The 26,682-nt window shown below is 54.0% G+C and carries 26 protein-coding genes and 1 pseudogene; 16 read left to right on the top strand and 11 right to left on the bottom strand.

Features of this window, described 5'->3' with window-relative positions; translation table 11 throughout:
* Positions 1–6 precede the first annotated feature (6 nt).
* The 4 genes from pxpA to ybgI are packed head-to-tail and all read right to left on the bottom strand — an operon-like array spanning position 7 to position 3,072.
* Positions 7–741 (bottom strand): 5-oxoprolinase subunit PxpA, encoded by a 735-nt coding sequence (gene pxpA / locus OGV71_RS21890; protein WP_204583872.1) that lies wholly within the window; start codon positions 739–741, stop codon positions 7–9.
* The gene (gene pxpC, locus OGV71_RS21885) at positions 731–1,663 is read right to left on the bottom strand and encodes a 5-oxoprolinase subunit PxpC (RefSeq protein ID WP_204583874.1); all 933 of its coding nucleotides are present in this window, start codon (positions 1,661–1,663) and stop codon (positions 731–733) included. The genes pxpA and pxpC overlap by 11 nt, the downstream gene beginning before the upstream one ends.
* Positions 1,657–2,313 (bottom strand): 5-oxoprolinase subunit PxpB, encoded by a 657-nt coding sequence (gene pxpB / locus OGV71_RS21880; RefSeq protein WP_086503841.1) that lies wholly within the window; start codon positions 2,311–2,313, stop codon positions 1,657–1,659. Before pxpB ends, pxpC begins: the two co-directional genes overlap by 7 nt.
* A gap of 15 nt (positions 2,314–2,328) precedes the next feature.
* Complete coding sequence (gene ybgI, locus OGV71_RS21875) at positions 2,329–3,072, bottom strand: radiation resistance protein YbgI (RefSeq protein WP_003022887.1); 744 nt, start codon at positions 3,070–3,072, stop codon at positions 2,329–2,331.
* A gap of 289 nt (positions 3,073–3,361) precedes the next feature.
* Between ybgI and dtpD the strand changes: the two genes are divergently transcribed.
* Entirely contained in the window at positions 3,362–4,843 is a 1,482-nt protein-coding gene (gene dtpD / locus OGV71_RS21870) for a dipeptide permease DtpD (RefSeq protein ID WP_071696194.1), read from the top strand.
* Between the two features lie 50 nt (positions 4,844–4,893).
* On the opposite strand, the gene OGV71_RS21865 is transcribed toward dtpD, so the two are convergent.
* From OGV71_RS21865 to OGV71_RS21850, 4 genes are all read right to left on the bottom strand, one after another.
* On the bottom strand, positions 4,894–5,796 hold the full coding sequence (locus tag OGV71_RS21865) for an Rpn family recombination-promoting nuclease/putative transposase (protein WP_286534012.1): 903 nt from the start codon (positions 5,794–5,796) through the stop codon (positions 4,894–4,896).
* Positions 5,797–5,956: 160 nt separating this feature from the next.
* Entirely contained in the window at positions 5,957–7,375 is a 1,419-nt protein-coding gene (gene phrB / locus OGV71_RS21860; RefSeq protein WP_086503838.1) for a deoxyribodipyrimidine photo-lyase, read from the bottom strand.
* A 20-nt stretch (positions 7,376–7,395) separates the two neighbouring features.
* Entirely contained in the window at positions 7,396–8,349 is a 954-nt protein-coding gene (locus OGV71_RS21855; protein WP_003835465.1) for a YbgA family protein, read from the bottom strand.
* 89 nt (positions 8,350–8,438) lie between these two features.
* Positions 8,439–8,645: a YbfA family protein gene (locus OGV71_RS21850; RefSeq protein WP_003022870.1), complete on the bottom strand. Its 207-nt coding sequence runs from the start codon at positions 8,643–8,645 to the stop codon at positions 8,439–8,441.
* A gap of 308 nt (positions 8,646–8,953) precedes the next feature.
* Between OGV71_RS21850 and kdpF the strand changes: the two genes are divergently transcribed.
* Genes kdpF through kdpE form a run of 6 tightly spaced genes read left to right on the top strand, consistent with a single transcriptional unit; the run spans position 8,954 to position 16,735 of the window.
* Positions 8,954–9,043, top strand: a complete 90-nt coding sequence (gene kdpF / locus OGV71_RS21845; RefSeq protein WP_001670793.1) for a K(+)-transporting ATPase subunit F — start codon at positions 8,954–8,956, stop codon at positions 9,041–9,043.
* Positions 9,043–10,722, top strand: coding sequence for a potassium-transporting ATPase subunit KdpA (gene kdpA / locus OGV71_RS21840; protein WP_003022865.1), 1,680 nt, complete (start codon positions 9,043–9,045; stop codon positions 10,720–10,722). The genes kdpF and kdpA overlap by 1 nt, the downstream gene beginning before the upstream one ends.
* A gap of 20 nt (positions 10,723–10,742) precedes the next feature.
* A complete protein-coding gene (gene kdpB, locus OGV71_RS21835) occupies positions 10,743–12,791 on the top strand; it encodes a potassium-transporting ATPase subunit KdpB (protein WP_061548073.1) in 2,049 nt (682 codons plus the stop codon).
* Between the two features lie 8 nt (positions 12,792–12,799).
* Positions 12,800–13,366 (top strand): potassium-transporting ATPase subunit KdpC, encoded by a 567-nt coding sequence (gene kdpC, locus OGV71_RS21830; RefSeq protein ID WP_032948832.1) that lies wholly within the window; start codon positions 12,800–12,802, stop codon positions 13,364–13,366.
* Between the two features lie 10 nt (positions 13,367–13,376).
* Entirely contained in the window at positions 13,377–16,061 is a 2,685-nt protein-coding gene (kdpD, locus tag OGV71_RS21825; RefSeq protein ID WP_204583878.1) for a two-component system sensor histidine kinase KdpD, read from the top strand.
* The gene (kdpE, locus tag OGV71_RS21820; protein ID WP_204583880.1) at positions 16,058–16,735 is read left to right on the top strand and encodes a two-component system response regulator KdpE; all 678 of its coding nucleotides are present in this window, start codon (positions 16,058–16,060) and stop codon (positions 16,733–16,735) included. Before kdpD ends, kdpE begins: the two co-directional genes overlap by 4 nt.
* 100 nt (positions 16,736–16,835) lie before the next feature.
* Here the strand turns inward: kdpE and pgm are convergent, their stop codons facing one another.
* Entirely contained in the window at positions 16,836–18,476 is a 1,641-nt protein-coding gene (pgm, locus tag OGV71_RS21815) for a phosphoglucomutase (alpha-D-glucose-1,6-bisphosphate-dependent) (protein ID WP_003022854.1), read from the bottom strand.
* A 24-nt stretch (positions 18,477–18,500) separates the two neighbouring features.
* Complete coding sequence (gene seqA / locus OGV71_RS21810; RefSeq protein WP_003022848.1) at positions 18,501–19,043, bottom strand: replication initiation negative regulator SeqA; 543 nt, start codon at positions 19,041–19,043, stop codon at positions 18,501–18,503.
* Between the two features lie 194 nt (positions 19,044–19,237).
* On the opposite strand from seqA, the gene ybfF reads away from it, so the two are divergent.
* From ybfF to OGV71_RS21765, 9 genes and pseudogenes are all read left to right on the top strand, one after another.
* On the top strand, positions 19,238–20,011 hold the full coding sequence (ybfF, locus tag OGV71_RS21805) for an esterase (protein ID WP_204583882.1): 774 nt from the start codon (positions 19,238–19,240) through the stop codon (positions 20,009–20,011).
* Between the two features lie 128 nt (positions 20,012–20,139).
* Positions 20,140–20,427 carry a LexA regulated protein gene (gene ybfE / locus OGV71_RS21800; RefSeq protein ID WP_003022842.1) on the top strand — a complete coding sequence of 96 codons (288 nt, stop codon included), beginning with the start codon at positions 20,140–20,142 and terminating at the stop codon, positions 20,425–20,427.
* A gap of 155 nt (positions 20,428–20,582) precedes the next feature.
* On the top strand, positions 20,583–21,113 hold the full coding sequence (gene fldA / locus OGV71_RS21795; RefSeq protein WP_003022839.1) for a flavodoxin FldA: 531 nt from the start codon (positions 20,583–20,585) through the stop codon (positions 21,111–21,113).
* A gap of 210 nt (positions 21,114–21,323) precedes the next feature.
* Positions 21,324–21,410 carry a ryhB-regulated fur leader peptide gene (locus OGV71_RS21790; protein ID WP_049259739.1) on the top strand — a complete coding sequence of 29 codons (87 nt, stop codon included), beginning with the start codon at positions 21,324–21,326 and terminating at the stop codon, positions 21,408–21,410.
* Positions 21,403–21,849 (top strand): ferric iron uptake transcriptional regulator, encoded by a 447-nt coding sequence (gene fur, locus OGV71_RS21785; protein ID WP_003022836.1) that lies wholly within the window; start codon positions 21,403–21,405, stop codon positions 21,847–21,849. Before OGV71_RS21790 ends, fur begins: the two co-directional genes overlap by 8 nt.
* Positions 21,850–21,978: 129 nt before the next feature.
* Entirely contained in the window at positions 21,979–22,905 is a 927-nt protein-coding gene (gene tcuR / locus OGV71_RS21780) for a tricarballylate utilization LysR family transcriptional regulator TcuR (protein ID WP_044701004.1), read from the top strand.
* A gap of 97 nt (positions 22,906–23,002) precedes the next feature.
* Positions 23,003–24,406 (top strand): FAD-dependent tricarballylate dehydrogenase TcuA, encoded by a 1,404-nt coding sequence (gene tcuA / locus OGV71_RS21775; RefSeq protein WP_016149788.1) that lies wholly within the window; start codon positions 23,003–23,005, stop codon positions 24,404–24,406.
* The gene (gene tcuB / locus OGV71_RS21770) at positions 24,393–25,532 is read left to right on the top strand and encodes a tricarballylate utilization 4Fe-4S protein TcuB (protein ID WP_204583884.1); all 1,140 of its coding nucleotides are present in this window, start codon (positions 24,393–24,395) and stop codon (positions 25,530–25,532) included. Before tcuA ends, tcuB begins: the two co-directional genes overlap by 14 nt.
* Before the next feature lie 53 nt (positions 25,533–25,585).
* Positions 25,586–26,251 (top strand): annotated as a pseudogene (locus tag OGV71_RS21765) (MFS transporter); the annotation flags it as partial.
* A 54-nt stretch (positions 26,252–26,305) separates the two neighbouring features.
* Here the strand turns inward: OGV71_RS21765 and OGV71_RS21760 are convergent.
* Positions 26,306–26,638 carry a ChiQ/YbfN family lipoprotein gene (locus tag OGV71_RS21760; protein ID WP_003022817.1) on the bottom strand — a complete coding sequence of 111 codons (333 nt, stop codon included), beginning with the start codon at positions 26,636–26,638 and terminating at the stop codon, positions 26,306–26,308.
* Between the last annotated feature and the right edge of the window lie 44 nt (positions 26,639–26,682).

The raw sequence follows: 26,682 nt of genomic DNA, 5'->3' as shown, positions 1-26,682 counted from the left end.
ATAAATTTATGCGCTAATTTGAATATTGCATGCTTCAAAGGCGCTACGCAAGCGGCGGGCAAAAGCGAGTGCGTGCTCGCCATCCCCATGAATGCATACCGTCTGGGCAGTAACGCTCGCCCATGTCCCACTTTGGCTTTTTACTCTGCCGGATTGCACCATTTCTAACGTTTGCGCCAGCGCCTGCTCTTCATCCTCAATCAGTGCGCCCGGCTGACTACGCAGCACCAGGCTGCCATCGGCCTGATAACCCCGATCGGCAAACACCTCCTGACGCGTTACCAGGCCATAGTGTTCTCCAGCACGAATCAGTTCGCTTCCCGCCAGTCCCACTAAAATCAGCGACGGATCGCAGGCATGAACCGCTTTCGCAATCGCATCAGCCAGTTGAGGATCTTTCGCTGCCTGGTTATAGAGCATGCCATGCGGTTTGACATGATGCATCACACCGCCCTCCGCCCGCGTGATGGCAGCCAGCGCGCCAATTTGATATAGCGTCTGCGCATACACCGTTTGCGCAGGCAGGGTCATGGCGCTACGGCCAAAATTTTCCCGATCCGGAAAGCTGGGATGCGCACCTATCGCTACGCCATTTTTTAGCGCTTCGCGCACGCTTGAGAGCATAGTTTGCGCATCGCCTGCGTGAAACCCACAGGCGATGTTGGCCGATGACACCAATTGCAGCAACGCTGCATCGTTCGCACATCCCTCACCGAGGTCTGCATTGAGATCAATTTTCATTGTTAAGCCGCCATGCTAACTGTTCCAGGTAACGCTGCTGGTCGTACCGCGCCTTCAGCGCTTCCTCCAGCGAACACTGCACAAAATGAATCGGTTGACCGAGCGGGATCTGCGCCAGATGATACATATCTGCCTCAATAATACAGGCGATGCGCGGATAGCCGCCCGTCGTCTGCGCATCGTTCATCAGCACAATTGGCTGGCCATTATGTGGAACCTGCACCACGCCGGGGAGCAAGCCATGTGATAGCAGCTCGCGATCGGTCGTGCGCGTCAGCGGCTGCCCTTGAAGACGATACCCCATACGGTTACTTTGTGGGCTAAGTTGCCACGGTGAGCGCCAGAACGAAGCCTGCGATATCTCATCAAACTCCTGATATTCAGGTCCGGGCAGCGCGCGAATGAGATTACCCCACATCAGTTGCTTAACACCTTGCGGCTCGCTGAATTGCCGGGTAGATACGCCAATCGCCAGTCGATCGCCATCACGCAGTAGACGCCCTTCAAACCCACCAATGCCCACTTTCAGATCGGTACTACGCGAGCCCATCACTTCGGGAACATCAATACCGCCCGCTACCGCCAGATAACTGCGCATGCCATGAAGCGGACGTTTTAGCGTCAGGCGCTGCCCGGCTTTTACCGGTAACCGCCATCCGCTCCACACGGGCGTACGATCCAGATGCGCTTCGCATCCGGCACCGGTCAGGGCAAACCAGCCATCGGCTTCAAACTCCACCACCAGTTGCCCCAGCGTGATTTCCAGCGCTGCGGCATTCGCATCATTACCCACCAGCAGGTTAGCCACGTTCAGCGCCGGTTTATCCAGCGCCCCACAGTGACTGATTCCGGATTGACGAAAACTATGACGTCCCCCGTCCTGTACTGAGGTGTACATACCAGCGCGGATGATGTTTAACATATCCCCTCCTTCTGCGGGACAAAACGCACGGTATCGCCAGCCCGTAACAGAATCGGCTCCTCCCGTTTTGGATCAAATAACGAAACGGAGGTACGCCCAATCAATTGCCACCCGCCAGGCGTGGAAAGCGGGTAGATCCCCGTTTGAGATCCACCGATACCGACAGAACCTGCCGGAACAAGCAAACGAGGTTCCGCACGTCTGGGGGTATGCAGTTGTTCAGGTAAGCTCCCGAGATAGGGGAATCCCGGCTGAAAACCGATAAACCACACCACGTAATCAACCGACGCATGAAGTTCCACAACCTGCTTTTCACTTAATCCGCTGTGCCGGGCGACCTCTGCCAGATCGGGGCCGGCCTCACCGCCATAGATAACGGGAATTTCAATAAAGCGCGAATCCGGCTCCAGTGCTTCACTCTCTTCCCACCAGCGTTGCAGGCGCTCAATCGCATCCAGCGCCAGCGTTTGCGGGTCGCGCAAGGTCACCGTGATATTGTTCATGCCTGGAATAGCTTCCAGTACATTCGGGGCATCAACCAGACGCTGGGCCAGACGCCAGATGCGTTTCTGAGTCGCCAGCGTAATGGGCGGTTCCAGTTCAAGAACCACTGCCGTTTCACCTAACAGATAACAACGCGCTCGCTGCACTTTCGTCCCTCTTTATTACGCTGGATTAGGAATATCGATAAAGGTCACGTCCAGATCGGTATTTTCATTAAGCCAATCGCTTAATGCGCGAATGCCGCCGCGTTCGGTCGCGTGGTGACCGGCAGCATAAAAATGCAGCCCCTGCTCGCGGGCTGAGTGAATGGTTTGCTCTGAAACTTCACCAGTGATAAAAGCGTCGACGCCAAATCGGGCTGCACTATCAATAAAACTTTGACCGCCCCCCGTACACCAGGCGACGCGCTGAACTTTTTCCGGACCGGTATCACCACACCATAACGGTTTACGGCCTAAACGCGCTTCAATCCACGATGCCAACTCCAGTCCCGGAACCGGCATGGAGAGTTCTCCCCATGGCACCAGCGGTTCGATCTCACCCATCACGGTAATCCCCAACAGCGCGGCCAACTGCGCGTTATTCCCCAGTTCTGGGTGAGCATCCAGCGGCAGGTGCCAGCCATACAGGTTGATATCGTTTTCCAACAGCGTTTTCAGACGATGGCGCTTCATGCCGCGAATTACCGGAGATTCGCCTTTCCAGAAATAACCGTGATGAACGATAACCGCATCGGCCTGCAGGCGCACCGCCTCATCCAGCAGCGCCTGACTTGCGGTCACGCCGGTCACGATTTTATGCACCGTCTCTTTGCCCTCAACCTGCAAACCATTCGGCGCATAGTCGCTAATGGCGGCGCTGTTCAGTTTGTCGTTGATCAGTTGTTCCAGTTCGGTGTTTTTCATCATCGTCCTCGTAGTCATTAATTCTGCCTGCCTAATCAGCAACACAGCTTAGGTTAAAATAGCGTCCTCGCCTGCGTTCGTCGATAGCCATTTCACTGACACATCAAGAAACAATCACACCCGCTTTGAACATGATTTGCTTACCACTACGCGATCCAATTCATGTATATTTATGCAATCAGACAGCATATTGCAAAAATAATCAGATCTGTATCTAAGTTACAACTTTAAGGAAACACACTCGCGCAGTACGCTCAGCCTGTCGCGAGGCATTTACTTCGAGAAAATAATGAATAAACAAGCATCTCAACCACGGGCGATTTATTACGTCGTCGCGCTACAAATCTGGGAATATTTCAGTTTTTACGGCATGCGTGCGCTGCTGATCCTGTATCTCACTAACCAGCTCAAGTACGACGATAATCACGCATATGAACTGTTCAGCGCCTACTGTTCGCTGGTCTACGTCACCCCCATTCTCGGGGGATACCTGGCAGATAAAGTGCTCGGTAATCGAATGGCGGTGATGATCGGCGCATTTTTAATGGCGGTGGGACATCTGGTATTGGGCGCCAGCGAAATGGCTCCGGCGTTCCTTTATTTGTCGCTGGCGATCATTGTCTGCGGCTACGGTCTGTTTAAATCCAACATTAGTTGCCTGCTGGGCGAGTTATATCAACCTGAAGATCCGCGTCGCGACGGTGGATTCTCTCTGCTCTACGCAGCCGGTAACATCGGTTCGATCATCGCACCGATTGCCTGCGGATACGTGCAGGAAGAGTACAGCTGGGCGATGGGCTTTGCGCTGGCTGCGATTGGCATGCTGGCAGGGTTGGTGATTTTCTTATGCGGTAATCGCCATTTCGCTCATACCACTGGCGTCAACAAGGCCGTGCTGTGTGCGAAAAAGTATATGCTGCCAAACTGGGCCTGGCTGTTAGTTCTGCTGGTTGCAGCACCGTTACTGATTACCGTCCTGTTCTGGAAAGAGTGGTCCGTTTACGCACTGATTGTTGCCACGGTTATTGGTCTGGCGGTTCTGGCGAAGATTTACCGTCAGGCGCAAACCCAAAAGCAGCGCAAAGAATTGGGGCTTATCGTCACGCTGACCTTCTTCAGCTTGCTGTTCTGGGCCTTTGCTCAACAGGGCGGCAGCTCGATTAGCCTGTATATTGACCGCTTCGTAAATCGCGATATTTTGGGGTATTACGTCCCGACCGCGATGTTCCAGTCGGTTAACGCCTTTGCCGTTATGCTGTGCGGTATCGTGCTGGCCTGGGTAATCAAAGAAAGCGTTGGCGGCAATCGTACCGTACGTATTTGGGGTAAATTCGCCCTTGGCCTCGGTTTAATGAGCGCAGGGTTCTGCATTCTGACCTTAAGCGCCCGCTGGTCCGCAGCTTACGGCCACTCTTCCATGCCGCTGATGGTATTGGGGCTGGCGGTCATGGGCTTTGCCGAACTGTTTATCGACCCGGTGGCGATGTCGCAAATTACGCGTATTGAGATCCCTGGGGTGACTGGCGTATTAACAGGCATTTATATGCTGCTGTCCGGCGCCATCGCCAACTATCTGGCAGGCGTTATCGCCGATCAGACGTCGCAAGGCTCGTTTGATGCTGCTGGCGCTATCAACTACTCCATCAATGCGTATATTGATGTCTTTAGCGAAATTACCTGGGGCGCGCTGGCCTGCGTGGTGTTGGTGCTGCTGATTTGGCTGTACAAGTCGCTTAAGTTCAGAAACCGTCCGCTGGCGGTAGAATCCTGAGTGTAAGGGCCCGATGATGTAATACTATTCGGGCCTGTTTTTTCGGGTAATTACGCATAACTTGCAGCGAGTTCCTCTTCAGTAAGCCCCGTCACTAGTAGTACCATTGCGCGATCTATTCCCTGCTCCAGCATAGTTTGCGCTATACGTAATGCGGCTTCTCGCTTTCCTACTTCTTTGCCTTGTTGTAAACCTTCCTGTAATCCATCTAACCGTAACCGCTCCGCAATAGTCATCAGCCTCTCCTTATGTTGGGGGATCCGTTGCGCCATCTCTTGCATAAACTCATTAAAGCGAGATTCATCGCCGGATCGTAGGATGTAATTAAACATCGCCTGCAGTTGCGTGTCATTAGCGCATCCAGTAAGTAGTAGCGTGGTCAGTTGTTCTATCAGCCCCATCAAATCCCGCTGACGGATATGTTTTTGCATTAATTCCAGCAGCGCCATTCGCCTGTGAGCCATGATCTCATCATCGGGTACCACCGTTATGTCTACCAACGGAAATGCGCTGGAATAAAGCTGTCTTGCCGCCACGGGGTCGGCAAAGGTATCCAGCCAGCACAATGAGTACGGATAGGGGCTTCGGCAGCCATGATAAAACAGCATCGGTATCACCAGTGGCAGTTCGTCCAGATGGCGCTGCATCGCCGCCAGCGCATAACGCAACAGACGAAAAGCCATATGTGGCTCGGCTGAACTTTGATGCTCTATCACCACATAGACATAACCGTCACCGTTGCGTGTGTGCAAAGACCAGAGCACGTCGGAGTAGCGCGAACGTAAATCCGCTTCAATAAAGCTTTCTGACTCCAGTTGCAGCGAATTCAAATCGCAAAGCATCCGCAGTTCAGCTGGTAGGTGAATGTCGAGAAAATCCCGTGCAGTTTCGGGATGATGTAAAAACGTTTTAAACACCGCATCATGCGGGGTGGAGGTCGTTGGCGTTGTCATTAATTTCCGTCATTTTCATTCAGATGACGGAAATTTACTGCTGAGAGAAAACTTGTGCAGCAGGGTATTCACGGTACTGAGCGCACGCTTCAGCGCTAAAATCACCCAACTGCAACATGTTCATTCTGTTGGAAGGTATTACGCAAAATCCACCATGCCTTTACCCTTTACGCGCCGCCTCATATGCCGCCAGCGTCGCCAGCCTTGCCTGTTTATGATCCACAATCGGGCGAGGATAACTTAGTGTTACCTGCGCCTTTTCTGCCCACGACCACGGGTTATGAATGGCTTTACCCGGCACGTCGCGCAATTCCGGCACCCACTGGCGGATAAACTCACCGTCACGGTCGAATTTTTCGCCCTGCGTCGTGGGGTTAAAGATACGGAAATACGGTGCGGCGTCGGTTCCGGTTGAGGCTGCCCACTGCCAGCCGCCGTTATTGGCCGCGAGGTCACCATCAATCAGTTGCGACATGAAATATTGTTCGCCTTTACGCCAGTCAATCAGCAGGTCCTTCACCAAAAAACTGGCCGCAATCATGCGTAAACGATTATGCATCCAGCCCGTGGCGTTGAGCTGACGCATCGCCGCATCCACAATAGGGTAACCCGTACTACCCGTTTTCCAGGCCTGCAAATGCGTCGGATTATTCTGCCATTGCACGCGATCGGTCCAGCGGATAAAGGGTTGATACCGACACAGCGCCGGATGGTAAGTCATCAGATGACGATAAAATTCGCGCCAGATAAGCTCGTTCAGCCACATGCTACCCCTGCCGCCCTCAAGCGCCTGCGGCTGCTCCGCGAGCAGTCGATTCAGGCACTGGCGCGGTGATAGTCCTCCAGTCGCCAGGCTCGCGGATAATCGACTGGTCCCGTCAATCGCAGGAAAATCACGCCGCTGCTCGTATTCTCCTGCAGCCTGCTGGCAAAATTGGCGTAATTGCGCGATGGCCAATTTTTCTTCTGCCACAAACCTTTGCGCATCAAATTCTTGCTGCGGATAGCTCAGCGTTATTGCGCTTAACGACGTGCTGAGTGCGCCGCTGTCCCTCATTTTCGGCGCGCTAACGCATTCTGGAATACCGTCTTTAATCCGCTTCAACCAGGCATTTTTAAACGGTGTGAACACTTTATACATCTCATGATTGCTGGTCATCACCGCCCCCGGAGGCAGGATCACGCTGTCGTCAAACCCTTCGCACACCACCTGAGGTAAAGATTTTTCGACGGCAGCATCACGCTGGCGTTCGTTTATTTCATATTGATAGTTATAAAATAATCGACTGACGTCATGCTGCAGGCAGACACTTTTGATGGTGTCCACGCTGGCCGCAAAATCAGCCACTTCGTAAAACAGTAAAGGGATACCTTTTTCTGCCAGCGCTGTTTGTAACGCATTCAACTGCGCGCAGGTAAATGCCGCCTGGCGCGGAGCCATATCGTGGGCCTTCCACTGCTCGGGGGTAGCGATATATAACGCCAGCACCTGCGCAGAACGATCCCGACAAGCCGCCGCCAGCGCGAGGTTGTCGTGCAGGCGTAAATCACGCCGAAACCAGACCAAATGGGTGGTCATAACACTCCTGAAGAAAAAATTTAACGCCCGTAGCGCAAGCGCAGAGCCTCTGGCCAGGGATTGAAATAGCGCTGCCCGGAGAGATAAGCATCCGGATATTCCGCCATATAGTGTTTGAGTAATGTTATTGGCGCAAGCAGCGGTTGAGTCGAACGTCGATACCCGTCAATGAGAGAGGCCAGCTCCTGCCGCTGACGAGAATTTAATTGCGTACGGAAATAGCCCTGGACATGCATCAGCACGTTGGTATGGTTGCGCCGCGAGGGAAGATGCGCCAGCAAACTCATCAGCCTTAAGCGATACTCGACAAAATAAGCCTGCAAATCTTGCCATTCGCCGATCGCCGCGACAAAACGCCCGAGTTCGCGATAGTCCGGCTGGGAATGGGCCAACAGTAATAGCTTGTAACGGCTGTGATAATCGATTAGTGCGCCGCGCGTTAACCCTTGCTGACGGATACCGTTGAGCTCGTGCAAGGCATAAATGCGCTCAACAAAATTTTCCCGAATCTGCGGGTCGTGCAAACGCCCGTCCTCTTCCACGGGAAGCCAGGGTAACGTCGACATCAGCACGGACGTAAAGATCCCTCGTCCCGCTTTACGGTTGTTTTTGCCTTCCACGTCGTAGACCCGCACCCGTTCCATACCGCAACTGGGGGATTTTGCACAGACAATATAGCCACACAAATGCTCCAGACGATTGCTTTGTCGCTGACTAAAAGCCGTCATTACGTCTGTCAAATCACCCTCGCGCTTATCACTAAAACGCAGGGAGACAGCCTCGCCCTCTTTGACCAGATGCAGCGCAGGTCTCGGGACCGGTAACCCGATACCCATTTCAGGGCATACGGGTTCGAACGCGACCCACGGCGACAGTTCTTCTACAGCAAAGGCCAGCCGCTTATGCCCACCATCATAGCGAACCGCCTCCCCCAACAGACAGGCACTGATACCAACAGGGATTTTCTCGCTCATGATCGCTCCTTTCTCATTCCTGAGATAAGTGTAGCTATCATGAACAAAAAAGCCGCTGATATCAGCGGCTTTTGGGGATTTATTAGCTATCAGTAGAAATCGCAGGTGGCTTTTTCAGCCTGCTCCATCCACACCGGTTTATCACTGGTTTTAGACCAGACGCGGTGCAGGTAGCTGTAAAAACGGGCGCGGTCTTTCCAGAACAACATGACCGGCAGCGCCAGCACGCCCGCCACAACGGCAAAGGTACGGCGCAAGAAAACAATGTGTGCTGGATATTCTTTATAAAAGTCCATAATCCTCTCCCATATATCTGTTCGGTGAATCGCACCGGAAAAATAAACTTGGTTAACTGATGAAAATAATACCGCCTTGTGTGTAATTTTGCTACTCATCCGACCACTTATTTTTATCTATTGATGCTCCGTTTAGCTAAAAACTGTAATTAAGTTACATAAAAGTTAAATTAATACTAATCATTAGTTAAATAATGGTCTTTGCCATTTTTATACTTTTTTTACACCCCACCCACTGATTTTTGCGAAATCTTTGCAAGCAAAAATCTACGCTCTGGTTATCACATTTATGCCACTGGAGGTGCACTGTGAGTGCAGGCGTGATAACCGGCATTGTGCTGGTCTTTTTATTATTAGGTTATTTGGTGTATGCCCTGATTAATGCGGAGGCGTTCTGATGGCGGCCCAAGGATTTTTACTCATTGCCAGTTTCTTGCTGGTGCTGTTTGTCGTCGCCAGACCGCTGGGCTTTGGGCTGGCTCGACTGATCAATAATACGTCCCTGCCGGGCCTGACTGGCGTGGAGAATTTACTCTGGCGTGGTCTGGGCATCTCACAGCAGGAGATGAACTGGCGGCAGTATCTGTTGGCGATCCTCGCGCTCAATGTACTGGGCCTGCTGGTCCTGTTTTCGATGCTGATGGCGCAAAACCTGCTGCCGTTAAATCCCCAGCAACTGCCAGGGCTTTCATGGGATCTGGCGCTTAACACCGCGGTGAGTTTTGTCACTAATACCAACTGGCAATCCTATGCTGGTGAAACCACCTTAAGCTACTTCAGCCAGATGGTCGGGCTGACCGTACAAAACTTCCTGTCAGCGGCAACCGGGATTGCGGTGATTTTTGCCCTGACCCGCGCCTTCACGCGCCAGAGTATGAACACCTTGGGCAACGCCTGGGTCGATCTGATTCGCATTACGCTGTGGATCTTGCTCCCCATTGCATTGCTCATTGCGCTGTTCTTCATTCAGCAAGGTGTGCTGCAAAACGTGTTGCCTTATCAGCCCATCACCACCCTTGAAGGGGTTAAACAACTGCTGCCGATGGGGCCCGTCGCCTCACAGGAAGCGATTAAGATGCTTGGCACTAACGGGGGCGGTTTCTTTAACGCTAACTCATCACATCCGTTTGAAAACCCTACCGCGTTGACCAATCTGGTACAGATGCTGGCTATTTTCTTAATTCCTACCGCGCTGTGTTTTGCCTTTGGTGATGTGGTGGGCGATCGTCGCCAGGGACGGACCCTGCTGTGGGCAATGTCGCTGATATTTGTGGTCTGCGTAGCCGTGGTGATGTGGGCCGAAGTTCAGGGCAACCCGCACCTGATGGCATTCGGTGCAGACAGCAATATCAACATGGAAGGCAAAGAGAGCCGCTTTGGCGTGCTGGCCACGAGTCTGTTTTCCGTCGTGACGACAGCGGCATCTTGCGGAGCTGTCGATGCTATGCATGACTCCTTCACCGCACTGGGCGGCATGGTGCCGATGTGGTTAATGCAGATTGGTGAAGTGGTCTTCGGCGGCGTGGGTTCAGGTCTGTACGGCATGCTGCTGTTCGTGCTGCTGGCGGTATTTATCGCCGGGTTAATGATTGGCCGCACACCAGAGTATCTGGGTAAGAAAATCGACGTGCGCGAAATGAAAATGACCGCGTTGGCGATTCTGGTCACCCCTGCGCTGGTCCTGATCGGCACAGCGATCGCCATGATGACCGAAGCTGGCCGCAGCGCCATGCTTAATCCGGGTCCACACGGGTTTAGCGAAGTGCTGTATGCAGTGTCGTCCGCCTCGAACAACAACGGTAGCGCCTTCGCCGGGTTAAGCGCCAACAGCCCGTTCTGGAACTGCCTGCTGGCCTTATGCATGTTCTTCGGTCGCTTCGGCGTGATCATTCCCGTGATGGCGATTGCCGGATCGCTGGTCAGTAAAAAGATCCAGCCAGCCAGCTCCGGCACACTACCTACCCACGGTGCGCTGTTTGTCGGGTTGTTGATCGGTACGGTGTTACTGGTTGGCGCTCTCACCTTTGTTCCTGCCCTGGCGCTTGGCCCGGTCGCAGAATACCTGTCATTACACTGAGTGATGCGGAGCACATTACTATGAGTCGCAAGCAACTGGCGCTGTTCGAACCCTCTCTGGTCGCACAGGCGCTGATGGACGCCGTGAAAAAATTAAGCCCACATACCCAATGGCGTAATCCGGTGATGTTTATCGTCTGGTTGGGCAGTCTGTTAACGACCCTGTTAACCGTGGCGATGGCAACAGGCCATATGCAGGGTAATCCTTGGTTTACCGGCGCGATAAGTCTGTGGCTGTGGATTACCGTTCTGTTCGCCAACTTTGCTGAAGCGCTGGCGGAAGGACGCAGTAAAGCTCAGGCCAACAGCCTGAAAGGCGTCAAAAAAACCGCCTTTGCCCGCAAGCTTCGCGAACCGAAATACGGCGCGGCAATGGATCACGTCCCTGCCGATGATTTACGTAAAGGCGATATCGTGCTGGTGGAAGCTGGCGATATTATCCCGTGTGACGGCGAGGTGATCGAAGGCGGCGCGTCGGTAGATGAAAGCGCCATTACCGGTGAATCCGCGCCGGTGATTCGTGAATCCGGTGGTGATTTCGCCTCCGTCACCGGCGGGACTCGAATCCTCTCCGACTGGTTGGTTATCGAATGCAGCGTAAACCCTGGTGAAACGTTCCTCGACCGGATGATCGCCATGGTTGAAGGTGCACAGCGGCGTAAAACGCCCAATGAAATTGCCCTGACGATCCTGTTGATAGCCCTGACCATCGTCTTTCTACTGGCTACGGCCACGCTGTGGCCGTTTTCCGCCTGGGGCGGTAGCGCAGTCAGCGTCACGGTATTGGTTGCGCTGCTGGTGTGTTTAATCCCTACGACGATAGGCGGGCTGCTCTCCGCGATTGGCGTAGCCGGGATGAGCCGCATGTTGGGTGCGAACGTCATTGCCACCAGCGGACGTGCAGTAGAAGCGGCGGGTGACGTGGATGTACTGCTGCTGGATAAAACCGGCACCATTACGCTAGGTAACCGCCAGGCTTCAGATTTTCTGCCCGCCCACGGCGTGGACGAAAAAACGCTGGCCGATGCCGCGCAGCTTTCATCCCTGGCCGATGAAACGCCGGAAGGCCGCAGCATCGTGATTCTGGCTAAACAGCGCTTTAATCTGCGTATACGCGACGTGCAATCGCTGCACGCCACCTTTGTACCGTTTACCGCCCAAAGTCGGATGAGCGGGATCAACATCGACAACCGTATGATCCGCAAAGGGTCGGTCGATGCTATTCGTCGTCACGTCGAAGCCAACGGCGGCCACTTCCCCGCCGACGTTGAGCAGAAGGTCGAAAACGTCGCACGCCTTGGCGCTACGCCGCTGGTGGTTGCTGAAGGCTCCCACGTACTTGGCGTGATTGCCCTGAAAGATATCGTAAAAGGCGGGATTAAAGAGCGTTTTGCCCAACTGCGTAAAATGGGGATCAAAACGGTGATGATCACTGGCGACAACCGTTTGACCGCCGCCGCAATCGCCGCGGAAGCCGGAGTGGATGACTTCTTAGCCGAAGCCACACCGGAAGCCAAGCTGGCGTTGATTCGTCAGTATCAGGCGGAAGGTCGTCTGGTGGCGATGACCGGCGACGGAACTAACGACGCACCTGCCCTTGCGCAGGCCGATGTTGCCGTTGCCATGAACTCCGGAACCCAGGCAGCGAAAGAAGCGGGTAACATGGTGGACCTCGACTCGAACCCCACCAAACTGATTGAAGTGGTGCACATTGGTAAACAGATGCTGATGACGCGTGGTTCGCTGACCACCTTCAGTATCGCCAACGACGTGGCAAAGTATTTCGCCATTATCCCGGCCGCGTTCGCCGCCACCTACCCGCAGCTCAATGCGCTGAACGTGATGGGGCTGCATTCGCCGGACTCGGCGATCCTCAGCGCGGTTATCTTTAACGCACTGGTTATCGTCTTTCTGATCCCACTGGCGCTGAAAGGCGTGAGTTACAAACCGTTATCCGCTTCCGCGATGCTGCGCCGCAATTTGTGGATCTATGGACTGGGTGGTCTGGTTGTGCCGTTTATCGGTATCAAAGCAATTGATTTACTGCTGACCCTGCTGGGTCTGGTGTGAGGTTTCTGATGAGTGGATTACGTCCTGCATTATCAACATTGATTTTCCTGATGCTTATCACCGGCGGGGCATACCCGCTGCTGACCACTGCGCTGGGGCAATGGTGGTTTCCCCACCAAGCTAACGGTTCGCTTCTCCGCGAAGGTCAGATTGTTCGCGGCTCCGAGCTCATTGGGCAACAGTTTACCGCTGCCGGTTATTTTCAGGGACGCCCCTCAGCCACAGCGGAAATGCCCTATAATCCAATGGCTTCAGGCGGCAGCAATCTGGCAGCCAGCAACCCGGAACTGGATAAACAGCTGCAAAGCCGGATTGCCGCGCTGCGTGCCGCTAACCCGCAGGCAAATCCTGCCGTTCCGGTAGAGCTGGTAACGGCTTCTTCCAGCGGGCTGGATAACAACCTGACGCCAGCTGCGGTGGCCTGGCAAATCCCCCGCGTGGCGCAGGCTCGTAACCTCAGCGTTGAAGAGGTCACACGCCTGGTTGCACAATACACGCAAAAGCCGTTGGTCAGTTTTATCGGCCAACCGGTGGTGAACCTGGTAGAACTTAATTTAGCGCTGGATAAGCACTGAGAAAAAGGACATGCATAACGACCCATTACGCCCCGACCCCGATCGCCTGCTGGAGCAGACCACCGCTCCGCACCGGGGAAAACTGAAAATTTTCTTCGGCGCGTGTGCAGGCGTCGGTAAAACCTGGGCCATGCTGGCAGAGGCCCAGCGGCTAAGGGCGCAGGGATTAGATGTGCTGATTGGCGTGGTGGAAACCCACGGACGCAAAGAGACCGCCGCGCTGCTGGACGGTCTCAGCATCCTGCCGCTCAAGCGACAGGCGCGCCATGGTCGTCATATCAGCGAATTCGATCTCGACGCGGCGCTGGCCCGCCGTCCGGCACTCATTTTGATGGATGAACTGGCGCACAGTAATGCGCCAGGCTCACGCCACCCTAAACGCTGGCAAGATATTGAAGAGCTGCTGGAAGCCGGTATTGACGTTTTTACTACCGTCAACGTGCAGCATCTGGAAAGCCTCAATGATGTGGTCAGCGGCGTCACCGGCATTCAGGTTCGCGAAACCGTCCCCGATCCTTTTTTCGATGCCGCTGACGATGTGGTGCTGGTCGATCTTCCCCCCGACGATTTGCGCCAGCGCCTGAACGAAGGCAAGGTCTATATCGCCGGTCAGGCGGAAAGAGCCATCGAGCATTTCTTTCGTAAAGGTAACTTGATCGCGCTACGTGAGCTGGCCCTGCGCCGCACGGCCGATCGGGTTGACGATCAGATGCGTGCCTGGCGTGGACGTCCGGGAGAGGAGAAAGTCTGGCATACCCGCGACGCCATATTGCTGTGTATTGGACACAACACCGGCAGCGAAAAGCTCGTGCGTGCCGCCGCGCGTCTGGCAGCGCGCCTCGGCAGCGTATGGCATGCAGTGTATGTCGAAACGCCAGCGCTGCACCGACTGCCCGAAAAACAGCGCCGCGCAATTTTAAGCGCTCTGCGATTAGCTCAGGAGCTGGGTGCAGAAACCGCCACCCTTTCCGATCCCGCTGAAGATAAAGCAGTAATCCGCTACGCCCGTGAGCATAATCTGGGAAAAATTGTCCTCGGACGTCCGACTACGCGACGCTGGTGGCGCAGTGATTCCTTTGCTGACAAACTGGCCCATCACGCACCGGATCTCGATCTGATGATTGTTGCGCTCGACGAACCACCTTCGCGCCCTGTGCTGCAAACTGCAGATAGCCGTACCTTTAAGGATAAGTGGCGGGTTCAAATTCAGGGTTGCGTGGTTGCCGTCGCGCTGTGCGCCATCATTACGTTGATTGCCATGCAGTGGTTGATGGCCTTTGACGCCGCCAACCTGGTGATGGTCTATTTATTGGGTGTGGTGGTTATCGCCCTCTTTTACGGACGCTGGCCGTCAGTGCTGGCAACCTTTATTAACGTTGCCAGCTTCGATCTCTTCTTTATTGCCCCACGCGGTACGCTGGCCGTTTCCGACGTCCAGTACCTGCTTACCTTTGCCGTGATGCTAACGGTAGGGCTGGTTATCGGTAATCTCACCGCCGGAGTGCGTTATCAGGCACGGGTAGCGCGTTATCGTGAACAGCGTACGCGTCATTTATATGAGATGTCGAAAGCGCTGGCCGTCGGACGGAGCCAGCAGGATATCGCCGCCACCAGCGAACAGTTTATTGCCTCAACGTTCCAGGCCCGCAGCCAAGTTTTACTGCCCGGTGAGAACGGTAAGCTGGCCCCTCTCACTCATCAACAGGGCATGACGCCGTGGGATGACGCCATTGCCCAGTGGAGCTTTGATAAAGGGCAACCGGCCGGCGCAGGCACTGACACCTTACCCGGTGTGCCGTATCAAATTTTACCGTTAAAAAGCGCCGACAAAACGCATGGGTTGCTGGTTGTGGAACCAGGAAATTTACGCCAGCTGATGATCCCCGAACAGCAACGCCTGCTGGAAACTTTCACTTTACTGGTCGCCAGTGCGCTGGAACGCCTGACGCTCACCGCCAGCGAAGAGCAGGCCCGGTTTGCCAGCGAGCGTGAAAGCATTCGCAATGCCCTGCTCGCCGCCCTTTCCCACGATTTACGCACACCTCTGACGGTGTTGTTTGGTCAGGCAGAGATCTTAACGCTGGATCTGGCAAGCGAAGGATCGCCGCACGCGCGTCAGGCCAGCGAAATTCGCCAGCACGTCCTGAATACGACCCGACTGGTTAATAACCTGCTGGATATGGCGCGAATTCAGTCTGGCGGCTTTAATCTTAAGAAAGAGTGGTTAACGCTGGAAGAGGTGGTCGGCAGTGCCCTGCAGATGCTGGAGCCAGGACTCTCTGCTCCTATTAATTTGTCGCTACCCGCGCCGTTGACGCTGATCCACGTCGATGGCCCGCTATTTGAACGGGTGCTGATTAACCTGCTGGAAAACGCTGTTAAATACGCAGGTCCAGCGGCGCAAATCGGTATTGATGCCAGCGTCGATGGCGAGCATCTGCAACTGGACGTCTGGGATAATGGCCCTGGCATTCCATCGGGAATGGAGCAACGAGTTTTTGACAAGTTCTCCCGGGGAAACAAAGAGTCATCTGTACCGGGCGTTGGGCTGGGGCTGGCAATCTGCCAGGCCATTGTGGACGTGCACGGCGGTACAATTTCCGTCCACAATCGCGCACAGGGAGGAGCATGTTTCCGTGTTACACTGCCCCAGGAAATCCCCCCTGAACTTGAAGATTTTCATGAGGATATGTGACGAACGTACTGATTGTTGAAGATGAACAGGCTATCCGTCGCTTTCTGCGCACTGCGCTGGAAGCCGATGGTCTGCGTGTATATGAAGCGGAAACGCTGCAACGTGGTCTGCTGGAAGCCGCCACGCGAAAACCCGATCTCATCATTCTCGATCTCGGCCTGCCGGACGGTGACGGCATTGATTTTATTCGTGACCTGCGACAATGGAGCGCGATACCGGTAATTGTGCTCTCAGCCCGCAGCGAAGAAAGCGATAAAATTGCCGCCCTGGATGCCGGTGCCGATGACTATCTCAGTAAACCCTTTGGTATTGGCGAGCTACAGGCGCGATTGCGCGTGGCATTGCGTCGCCACGCCAGCGGCACGTCTCCCGAGCCGGTGGTGCATTTTTCCAACGTAAAAGTAGATATCGCCGCCCGGCTCGTACATCGTGGTGATGAAGGGATTCATATGACGCCGATTGAGTTTCGCCTGCTAGCGGTACTGCTGAATAATGCCGGAAAGGTACTGACGCAGCGCCAGTTGCTCAATCAGGTTTGGGGACCAAACGCCGTCGAACACAGCCACTATCTGCGAATTTACATGGGACACCTGCGCCAGAAACTGGAACTGGACCCGGCACGTCCGCGTCATTTTCTGACCGAAACCGGGATTGGTTATCGGTTCATGCCATGACGTTAAGTTGAATATAAAAAGCCGGACCAGCGTATTTGCTGTCCGGCTTTTTCATTATTCATGCCGAATAGCGACGCTAGCGTCTTATCCGGCCTACGGTTTACGCGTTCTTCAGCACTTCGCTGACGATCTCAACCGCTTCTTTTTCGATCTGCTTGCGATGTTCTTCACCGAGGAAGCTTTCGCAGTAGATCTTGTAAGCGTCTTCCGTACCAGAAGGACGCGCAGCAAACCAGCCGTTGTCAGTCATCACTTTCAGACCGCCGATAGAAGCGCCGTTGCCCGGTGCAGCCGTCAGACGCGCGGTGATCGGGTCGCCCGCCAGCGTACTGGCGCTCACCATTTCCGGAGACAGCTTAGACAGCGCCGCTTTCTGCGCGGAGGTCGCGCTTGCCTGCAGGCGGTTGTAGCTCGGTGCGCCAAAGCGAGCAGCCAGTTCGTTGTAGTGCTCCTGCGGGTTCTTACCGGTCACTGCGGTAATTTCTGCCGCCAGCAGGCACATGATGATGCCGTCTTTGTCGGTTGACCACGGTGTACCGTCGAAACGCAGGAAAGATGCCCCCGCGCTCTCTTCCCCACCAAAGCCAAAACTGCCGTCAAACAGACCGTCAACAAACCATTTAAAGCCCACCGGCACTTCAACCAGTTTACGCCCTAAGTCATTCACTACACGGTCAATCATCGCCGATGACACCAGCGTCTTACCGACGGCAACATCTTTGCCCCACTGCGGACGATGCTGGAACAGGTAGTTGATCGCCACCGCCAGATAGTGGTTCGGATTCATCAGCCCTGCCGGGGTGACGATACCGTGACGGTCGTAGTCTGGGTCATTGGCAAAGGCCAGATCGAACTTGTCGCGCAGCGCCAGCAGCCCCGCCATCGCACACTCGGAGGAGCAGTCCATGCGGATTGCGCCATCTTTGTCGAGATGCATAAAGCGGAAAGTCTGATCAACGTGATCGTTAACGATAGTCAGGTTCAGGTTGTAGTGCTTAGCAATACGCTTCCAGTATTCGATACCGGAACCGCCCAGCGGATCGACACCCAGCGTCAGACCCGCTTTCTGGATCGCCGCCATGTCTACGATGTCAGCCAGTCCTTCAACAAACGGCTGAACCAGATCCTGCTCTTTCACATGACCAGATGCCAGCGCAGCGTCCAGCGACATACGCTTCACGCCTTGCAGACCGGCCGCCAGCAGCGCGTTGGCTCTGTCTTCCACCACTTTGGTGACATTGGTGTCTGCCGGACCACCGTTTGGCGGGTTGTATTTAATGCCGCCATCTTCCGGCGGGTTGTGGGACGGCGTGATCACAATGCCGTCAGCCAGCGGGCCGCCTTTTTTGTTGTGGACCAGGATAGCGTTCGATACAGCAGGGGTTGGCGTAAAGCCGTTATTTTCCTGCACGATGACGTCAACACCGTTCGCCGCCAGCACTTCCAGTACAGAGATAAAAGCCGGTTCAGACAGCGCGTGGGTATCCTTGCCCACATAGCACGGGCCAGTAATCCCGTTTTTCGCACGTTCTTCAGCAATCGCCTGGGCGATAGCCAGAATATGCGGCTCATTAAAACTATGACGACCTGCACTGCCGCGATGTCCGGACGTACCGAACTTAACAGCGTGCTCAGCGTTCCCTGCCGTTGGTTTCAGTACATAGTACTGTGCCGTCAGTTGGGCGACGTTAATCAAATCACTCTGTTGCGCAGGTTGACCTGCACGATTGTGGATTGCCATTGCCTGGTCCTTCTAATGCAAGGATTAAATTGTTCCGCAAACCTTTTCAATCAATTCCGCAGGGAATTGCATTGACTGCATGATGTGTTCAACCATGCTGCATTTACGGCCGGTATTGGTATTGGTGATCACCCAGTACGGCGTGCCTGGCACGTGCTTCGGTTTGGTTTGATTACCATTTTTCAGCAGCGTCTGTTCATCAGCTGCAAAATAAACACGCGTACGACCATGCAACGATTCCGTTGCTTCGGCGAACGCGTTTTGATCCAGTGAATAGAGTGTAGACAGCACCAGCATAAAGCGATTTACTGCTTTCTTCTGTTCCGCGTATTCGTCGGACAGCAGCAGCTCACGCATCGCGCGCACTTTATCTTTTACGGGGTTAACCGGCTTGGCTTCCACGACAGGTTGCACAGCGCGGACTTCTTTGACTATCGGAGTGACAGGCTGTGATGCGGCGGAAAATTTCAACATACGCCGTAAAATGTCGGATGCGCTCTCGCCAATATGCTTGGTGTGGCTGGCAATATAGCTATAGAGTTCATCATCAACTTCAATCGTTTTCATCTTAATCCAGTGCAGTGTTTAGCTGAATACAAGTTGTCGGGGTAAACACACGTAGTGTAAAGGCAAATCCCAACAGCGGATAGCGTCAAGCCTGGTGGCCTGCAAAACTCAGAGTAACCGTAGTTGTTGCAGCCATGTGGCAGAATGGTCAACATGATACCCTAACCCGCGAGTGTGAAAAAAAGAACTTTGCCATGAAATTGAATATCCGAGCGCAATCTGCGCAAAACCTGCACAATAATTCTCCCATCGTCCTGGTTCACGGCTTGTTTGGCAGCCTGGATAACCTGGGGATCCTGGCACGCGATCTAGTAGCCGACCACGACATCATCCAGGTCGATATGCGAAACCATGGCCTCTCCCCTCGTTCACCTGAGATGAATTATCCGGCCATGGCGCAAGATCTGCTGGATACGCTGGACGATCGGCAGATCGAAAAAGCGATCTTTATTGGCCACTCGATGGGCGGAAAAGCCGTCATGGCGCTGACTGCTCTGGCTCCGGAACGCGTCGAACGGCTGGTCGCCATCGACATTGCTCCCGTTAACTACCATGTTCGCCGCCACGATGAGATTTTTGCGGCAATCAATGCCGTAACCGATGCACAAGCGTCCTCACGCCAGCAGGCGGCAAGCGTCATGCGCCAGCACCTGCAAGAGGAAGGTGTTATCCAGTTTCTGCTGAAATCCTTTGTTGACGGCGAGTGGCGCTTTAACGTTCCCGTATTGTGGGATCAATATCCGCATATCGTCGGTTGGGAAACCATTCCTGCGTGGGAGCACCCGGCGCTGTTTATCCCAGGCGGCAACTCACCGTATGTTACCGAAGCGTATCGCGAACAACTGCTGGCGCAATTCCCACAAGCTCGTGCGCACGTTATAGCTGGCGCCGGGCATTGGGTGCATGCCGAAAAACCGGAGGCGGTGCTGCGCGCCATCCGTCGTTATCTGAGCGAGCAGGCTAACTGATTAAAAACTCAGCGTCTGCGCGCGATTACGCGCGCGGGCGTTGGCGTGTCTCCCCTGCTGATGTATTATGGCGCGCTATCCATCCGGGCAGACGCCTGGCTGATTGTTTCCCCGAAGTCACCAAGATCATGGCCAAAGAACAAACGGACCGTACGACATTAGATCTGTTCGCGCAGGAGCGTCGCCCGGGACGACCCAAAACTAATCCGCTCTCGCGTGATGAACAGTTACGTATTAATAAACGTAATCAGCTTAAGCGTGACAAAGTTCGCGGGCTTAAGCGTGTCGAACTGAAACTGAACGCTGATGCCGTTGACGCTCTGAACGAGCTGGCTGAGGCACGCAACATGAGTCGCAGTGAACTCATCGAAGAGATGCTGATGAACCAACTCAGCGCATTGCGCGGTCAGGCATAGTCTGAATTTCTGCTCTAAATCATAAATCGTGTAGCACAGAGTGCAGTCCTGCGTGTTTGCTGTTTCCGCATGCCTGACTGTTCTGCTATGATTGCCCTTATCCGTGGGCAATGCGCCACCACCATTTCAATAAGTTTCAAGAGGTTATTTTACTCATGGCAATCACTGGCATCTTTTTCGGCAGCGACACCGGTAATACCGAAAACATCGCAAAAATGATTCAAAAACAGCTTGGTAAAGACGTTGCCGATGTTCATGACATTGCAAAAAGCAGCAAAGAAGACCTCGAAGGGTATGACATACTGCTGCTCGGCATCCCAACCTGGTACTACGGTGAAGCGCAGTGCGACTGGGACGACTTCTTCCCTACCCTGGAAGACATTGATTTTAACGGTAAACTGGTTGCATTGTTCGGCTGTGGCGACCAGGAAGATTACGCAGAATATTTCTGCGATGCGTTAGGGACCATTCGCGACATCATCGAACCGCGCGGCGCAACCATCGTTGGTCACTGGCCAACGGCGGGTTATCACTTTGAAGCGTCCAAAGGTCTGGCTGACGACGACCACTTTGTCGGTCTGGCTATCGATGAAGATCGCCAACCTGAACTGACCGCAGAACGCGTAGAGAAATGGGTTAAACAGATCTCTGAAGAGCTGCACCTCGACGAAATCATTAATGCCTGATTTCGTGTGGCGCAGATTTCCATCTGCGCCGCATCAATAGATAAAACCAATCAAAATAATTGCTACAAATTTGTAACTTTTTCGTCTGACCCTGTACAATGGCTGGATGCCAATCGGGTGTTGCACAGTGTGTTTGTCGGCGATACCACGTTTTGATTAACAATATATGCCAGAGACTTGCAGTTTTCATTTAGCCATGGCAGTTCTATAATGAATCGCATTATCTCAAGTGCAATTTCTGTCACTTCTGTTAATGAAGTGAATCGTTTAGCTACAGGACAGATTCCGCATGACTGACAACAATACCGCATTAAAGAAGGCTGGCCTGAAAGTAACGCTTCCTCGTTTAAAAATTCTGGAAGTTCTTCAGGAACCGGATAACCATCACGTCAGTGCGGAAGACTTATACAAACGCCTGATCGATATGGGTGAAGAAATTGGTCTGGCGACCGTGTATCGCGTGCTGAACCAGTTTGATGATGCCGGTATCGTGACCCGCCATAATTTTGAAGGTGGTAAATCCGTCTTCGAATTGACTCAACAGCATCATCACGATCACCTCATCTGCCTTGACTGCGGCAAAGTGGTCGAGTTCAGCGATGATTCCATCGAAGCCCGCCAACGTGAGATTGCGGCTAAACATGGCATTCGCTTAACTAACCATAGCCTCTATCTTTACGGTCACTGTGCCGAAGGCGATTGCCGCGAAGATGAGCACGCCCACGACGGCAAATAATGTAATGCTTTCTGAAAAGCCAACCATCCGGTTGGCTTTTTTTATGGGCGTTACCTGCCCTTTTCCCCTTCCCTCCGCTCCTGTGTTGCTTTAATGTAAAAATCAATTGCCCCCTTCCGGAGAGTCGAAATGGAACTTCGCCAGCTACGCTATTTTGTGCGCATTGTAGAAACCGGCAGCATGGGTAGCGCGGCGCTCGATCTCAATATCGGGGTTTCGGCACTCAGTCAGCAAATGTCGCGTCTGGAAAACGAACTCGCTATTCGCCTGCTGCAGCGCACTTCGCGAGGCGTGACCCCCACCAGCGCCGGACTGGCTTTTTACTCCCAGGCGCAGCTGGCGCTCCGTCACGCAGACGATGCAATCCTCGCCGCGCGTGAATCCCGGCTTTCCGGGCACGTCAGCGTCGGCATGGCTCCCAGTACCGCTTCAGTTCTCGGTATGCCTTTTATTCACGCCATGCGGGAAAGCTATAGCGATGTTCGCCTGCATGTGGTGGAAAGTCTCTCTGGTAATTTGGAACGGATGATTAATACCCGACAGATTGATCTGGCTGTGGTGTTTCAAAAAGAAAAGATCCTGCGCTGGAGTGCCAGACCGATTCTCGAAGAACGGCTGTTTTTGATTGGGACCCATGCCCTACTGGCTGATATTACCGATGACAATATTTCTCCAGCCGAATTGGCACGTATTCCATTGATAATGCCAAGCCCAGGCCACGGTCTGCGCGGCAGGCTGGAAGCAATTTGTCAGGAACACGCGCTGAACATTGAGATTGCTACAGAAATTGATGGTCTGGCGCTGCTGATGCGCGCCGTGCGCAGTGGCATTGGCGCCACTCTTCAACCCGGAGCGGCGATTTCCCATCTCGATAAAGAGACGCTAAGAGTGATCGGCGTCCATAATCCGATACTTAGCCGCCCCAACTTTCTGGTGAGCCTCTCTGACGATGAGCTCACCCCGGCGGGCCTCGCAGCCCGCGTAGTGCTGACGAAAGTGATGCATCAACTGGTGGAAGCAGGACGCTGGCCAGGCGCCATCCTTTACAATAACTAAAGCCCTCTTTAGCACTACGTCATAGCGCCCGCACAAGCCGTTCGCATACATTTTAATTACAAATTTAACAATTGGTTAAATGGTAATGGAGTATACGATGGTTGATGTTCTGGTGATTGGCGGTGGCAATGCTGCCTTATGCGCTGCCCTTACCGCCCGGGAGCAAGGCGCTTCCGTTTTACTACTCGAAGCGGCTCCCCGGGAATGGCGTGGGGGAAATTCCCAACACACGCGTAACCTGCGCTGTATGCATGATGCACCGCAGGATGTGCTGGTGGAAAGCTATCCGGAAGAGGAGTTCTGGCAAGATCTGCAGCGCGTCACGGAAGGAAATACCAACGAAGCCCTGGCTCGTCTGGTGATCCGCACCTCTTCACAGTGTCGCGACTGGATGCGCCGACACGGCGTCAATTTTCAACCTCCTCTCTCTGGCGCTTTACACGTGGCGCGAACCAACGCCTTTTTTATGGGCGGTGGCAAGGCCCTGGTGAATGCCTATTATCGCAGCGCAGAAAAACTGGGAGTGCAGATCCGCTATAACACCCCCGTTCAGGCGCTTGAACTGCGTAATGGCGAGTTCGTGGCGGCGCTGGCAGGTGAAGAGCGCATCACAGCTAAATCCTGCGTGCTTGCCGCTGGCGGGTTTGAGTCAAACCGCGAATGGCTACGAGAAGCGTGGGGAGAGAACGAGCGCGGCGAATGGCCTGCAGATAACTTTCTGATTCGCGGCACGCGCTTTAACCAGGGCGTACTGCTCAAATTTATGATCGATGCCGGAGCCGACATCATCGGCGAACCCTCCCAGTCACATTGCGTAGCTATTGACGCCAGAGCGCCGTTATATGACGGCGGGATTTGTACCCGCGTGGACTGTGTTTCTCTCGGCATAGTCGTCAACCGTGACGCTGAGCGTTTTTATGATGAAGGCGAAGATTTCTGGCCCAAACGCTACGCCATTTGGGGACGACTGGTCGCCCAACAGCCCGGGCAGATTGGCTACTCCATTATCGACAGTAAAGCCATCGGTCACTTCATGCCTCCGGTCTTTCCTGGCGCACAGGCTAATACGCTGGCGGAACTGGCTCATCAGTTGGGGCTGAATGGCGAACACTTTACCCACACCGTGACGGAGTACAACAACGCCTGCCAGCCCGGCCAGTTCAACCATACCATTCTGGATAACTGCACGACAAAAGCGTTAACCCCCGCGAAGACACACTGGGCGCGACCACTGGACCAGCCGCCTTACTACGGCTATGCCCTGCGGCCAGGGATCACCTTCACCTATCTCGGGTTAAAAGTAAATGAACGCGCTGCCGTACACTTTGCCGGGCAGCCAAGCCGCAACCTGTTCGTCGCCGGAGAGATGATGGCGGGCAACGTGCTGGGCAAGGGCTACACCGCAGGCGTGGGCATGTCAATCGGTACCACTTTTGGCCGTATTGCCGGAAAAGAAGCCGCGCTGGCCGCACGTAAGGAGACTCGTCATGAGGCAGCTTGAGAAACTGATTATCGACGCGCAAATTATCACCGAACCGGAAGCGGAAGTTGAACGCGTGATGCAGGTCTGCAACGCCTGTCGCTATTGTGAAGGATTTTGCGCCGTGTTCCCGGCAATGACGCAGCGCCTGGAATTCGGTAAAGCGGATATCAATTATCTGGCAAACTTGTGCCATAACTGCGGTGCCTGCCTGCACGCCTGTCAGTATGCCCCGCCTCATGAGTTTGCCATCAACGTGCCGAAGGCGATGGCAGAAGTCCGGCTTGAAACCTATCAGAACTACGCGCAACCCGCGGCCTTTGGCGCGCTTTATCGTCGCGCAGGCGTCACCGTGACGCTGGCGCTGGTTTTCGGTCTGATTCTGTTTTTACTGCTCGCCATGGGGTTAAAAGGCTCGTTACTCCATCCACCGCTGGCCGGAGATTTCTACCAAATTTTCCCGCATAACCTGCTGGCCTGGATGTTTGGTTTGGTATTTATTCTGGCGATAGGTCTGTTGATGGCGGGCGTTATCCGCTTCTGGCGTGAGATCTCTCCCGGTATGCCACGTTCCGTCGAAATTGCTGAAGCTTCACACGATGCGCTGACGCTAAAGTATCTCGATGGTGGGCACGGTAAAGGTTGTAATGAAGCAGATGATGCCTTCACTCTGATGCGGCGCCGTTTTCATCACTTCACTTTCTACGGTTTTCTGCTCTGCTTTGCCGCCACCGTGGTGGCGACGGGCTATCACTATTTCGCAGGTATTGAAGCGCCCTATCCGTTCTTCAGCTTGCCGGTGATGTTGGGCACATTAGGCGGCATTGGCCTGGTTGTCGGCCCGGCTGGCTTGCTATGGCTCAATCTCAAGCGCTCACCGCTACATGGCGACGCGCGGCAAAAACCGATGGATCGCGGTTTTATTTTACTGCTGCTGCTGACCAGTCTGACCGGTTTAGCTCTGCTGGCAGGAAGAGACTCGTCCTGGATGGCTATTTTGCTCGCCATCCACCTCGGCGTGGTCATGGCGCTCTTTCTGACCATTCCTTACGGAAAATTTGCCCATGGATTTTACCGCTGCGCAGCCTTACTCAAGTGGGCGATTGAGAAACGGCGCGGCAAACAGGTGGGGGTCACAGACAACTAACCCGCACACTCTTACCTCTATAAATATTATGATAAGACAGTGGAGCAAACCCAATGACACAACAACCATCGCGCGCCGGAACTTTCGGCGCAATACTGCGGGTAACCAGCGGTAATTTTCTCGAACAGTTCGACTTTTTTCTGTTCGGGTTTTACGCCACCTATATTGCAAAGACCTTCTTTCCCGCGGAGAGTGAATTTGCCGGGCTAATGTTAACTTTCGCTGTTTTTGGTTCGGGTTTCTTAATGCGACCCGTTGGCGCCATTGTGCTGGGTGCTTATATCGACAGAATTGGTCGTCGTAAAGGCCTGATGGTGACGCTGGCGATTATGGGCTGCGGTACCCTGCTGATAGCCCTGGTACCTGGCTATCACAGTATTGGCCTGCTGGCTCCCGTGCTGGTATTACTTGGACGACTATTACAGGGATTTTCTGCAGGCGTAGAGTTAGGCGGCGTCTCGGTTTATCTTTCGGAAATCGCCACGCCTGGCAATAAAGGCTTCTACACCAGTTGGCAGTCGGCCAGTCAACAGGTCGCCATTGTGGTGGCGGCGCTGATTGGTTACGGTCTGAACGCCACCCTGGGACACGATCAGATCTCGGAATGGGGCTGGCGCATACCCTTCTTTATTGTGTGCGCGGCACTTTGCGGACTCGCCGCCACGGCAATGCTGTTTGTCCGGCTGAGTCGGGGTTATCAACCAGTGGAAAATAAGCTCTGAAATGCAAACGGGCGGAAAATTCTCCGCCCGTTGTCTTTTTCATTTTTTGAATTACTGCGCGGCATTCTTGCTGCGGATTTCCTGCCAGACTTTATCACAATCAGCATTAACGGCCTGATCGTTACCCGTGCGCGTGGCCTGGATACACTGTTGATAATCCAGCACGCGTACGCTTTCTTCATTGGCAAACTGCTGGTGCTGTTTTTCTTTCTTCAGTACATTCAACACGCTTTGGCAGGCTTCTATTTTTTCCGGCGATCCTTGAGCGGTATTAATACACGCGCTGTAGGCTTCTTTCAGACGGCTGTCTTCTTTCGGTGCAGGGGATTGCGTACAAGCCACCAGCCCTGATGCCATAACGGCGATGAGTATCAGTTTTTTCATAGCACGTTCCTCAACGAGGCGGCAGGCGCACGGCCTGCCGCTAT

This window comes from Citrobacter sp. Cf088, assembly GCF_030334295.1.
Lineage (GTDB): Bacteria > Pseudomonadota > Gammaproteobacteria > Enterobacterales > Enterobacteriaceae > Citrobacter > Citrobacter freundii.
The sequence above is the reverse complement of the archived record's forward strand: the minus strand, read 5'-3'. Positions and strand labels throughout refer to the sequence as shown.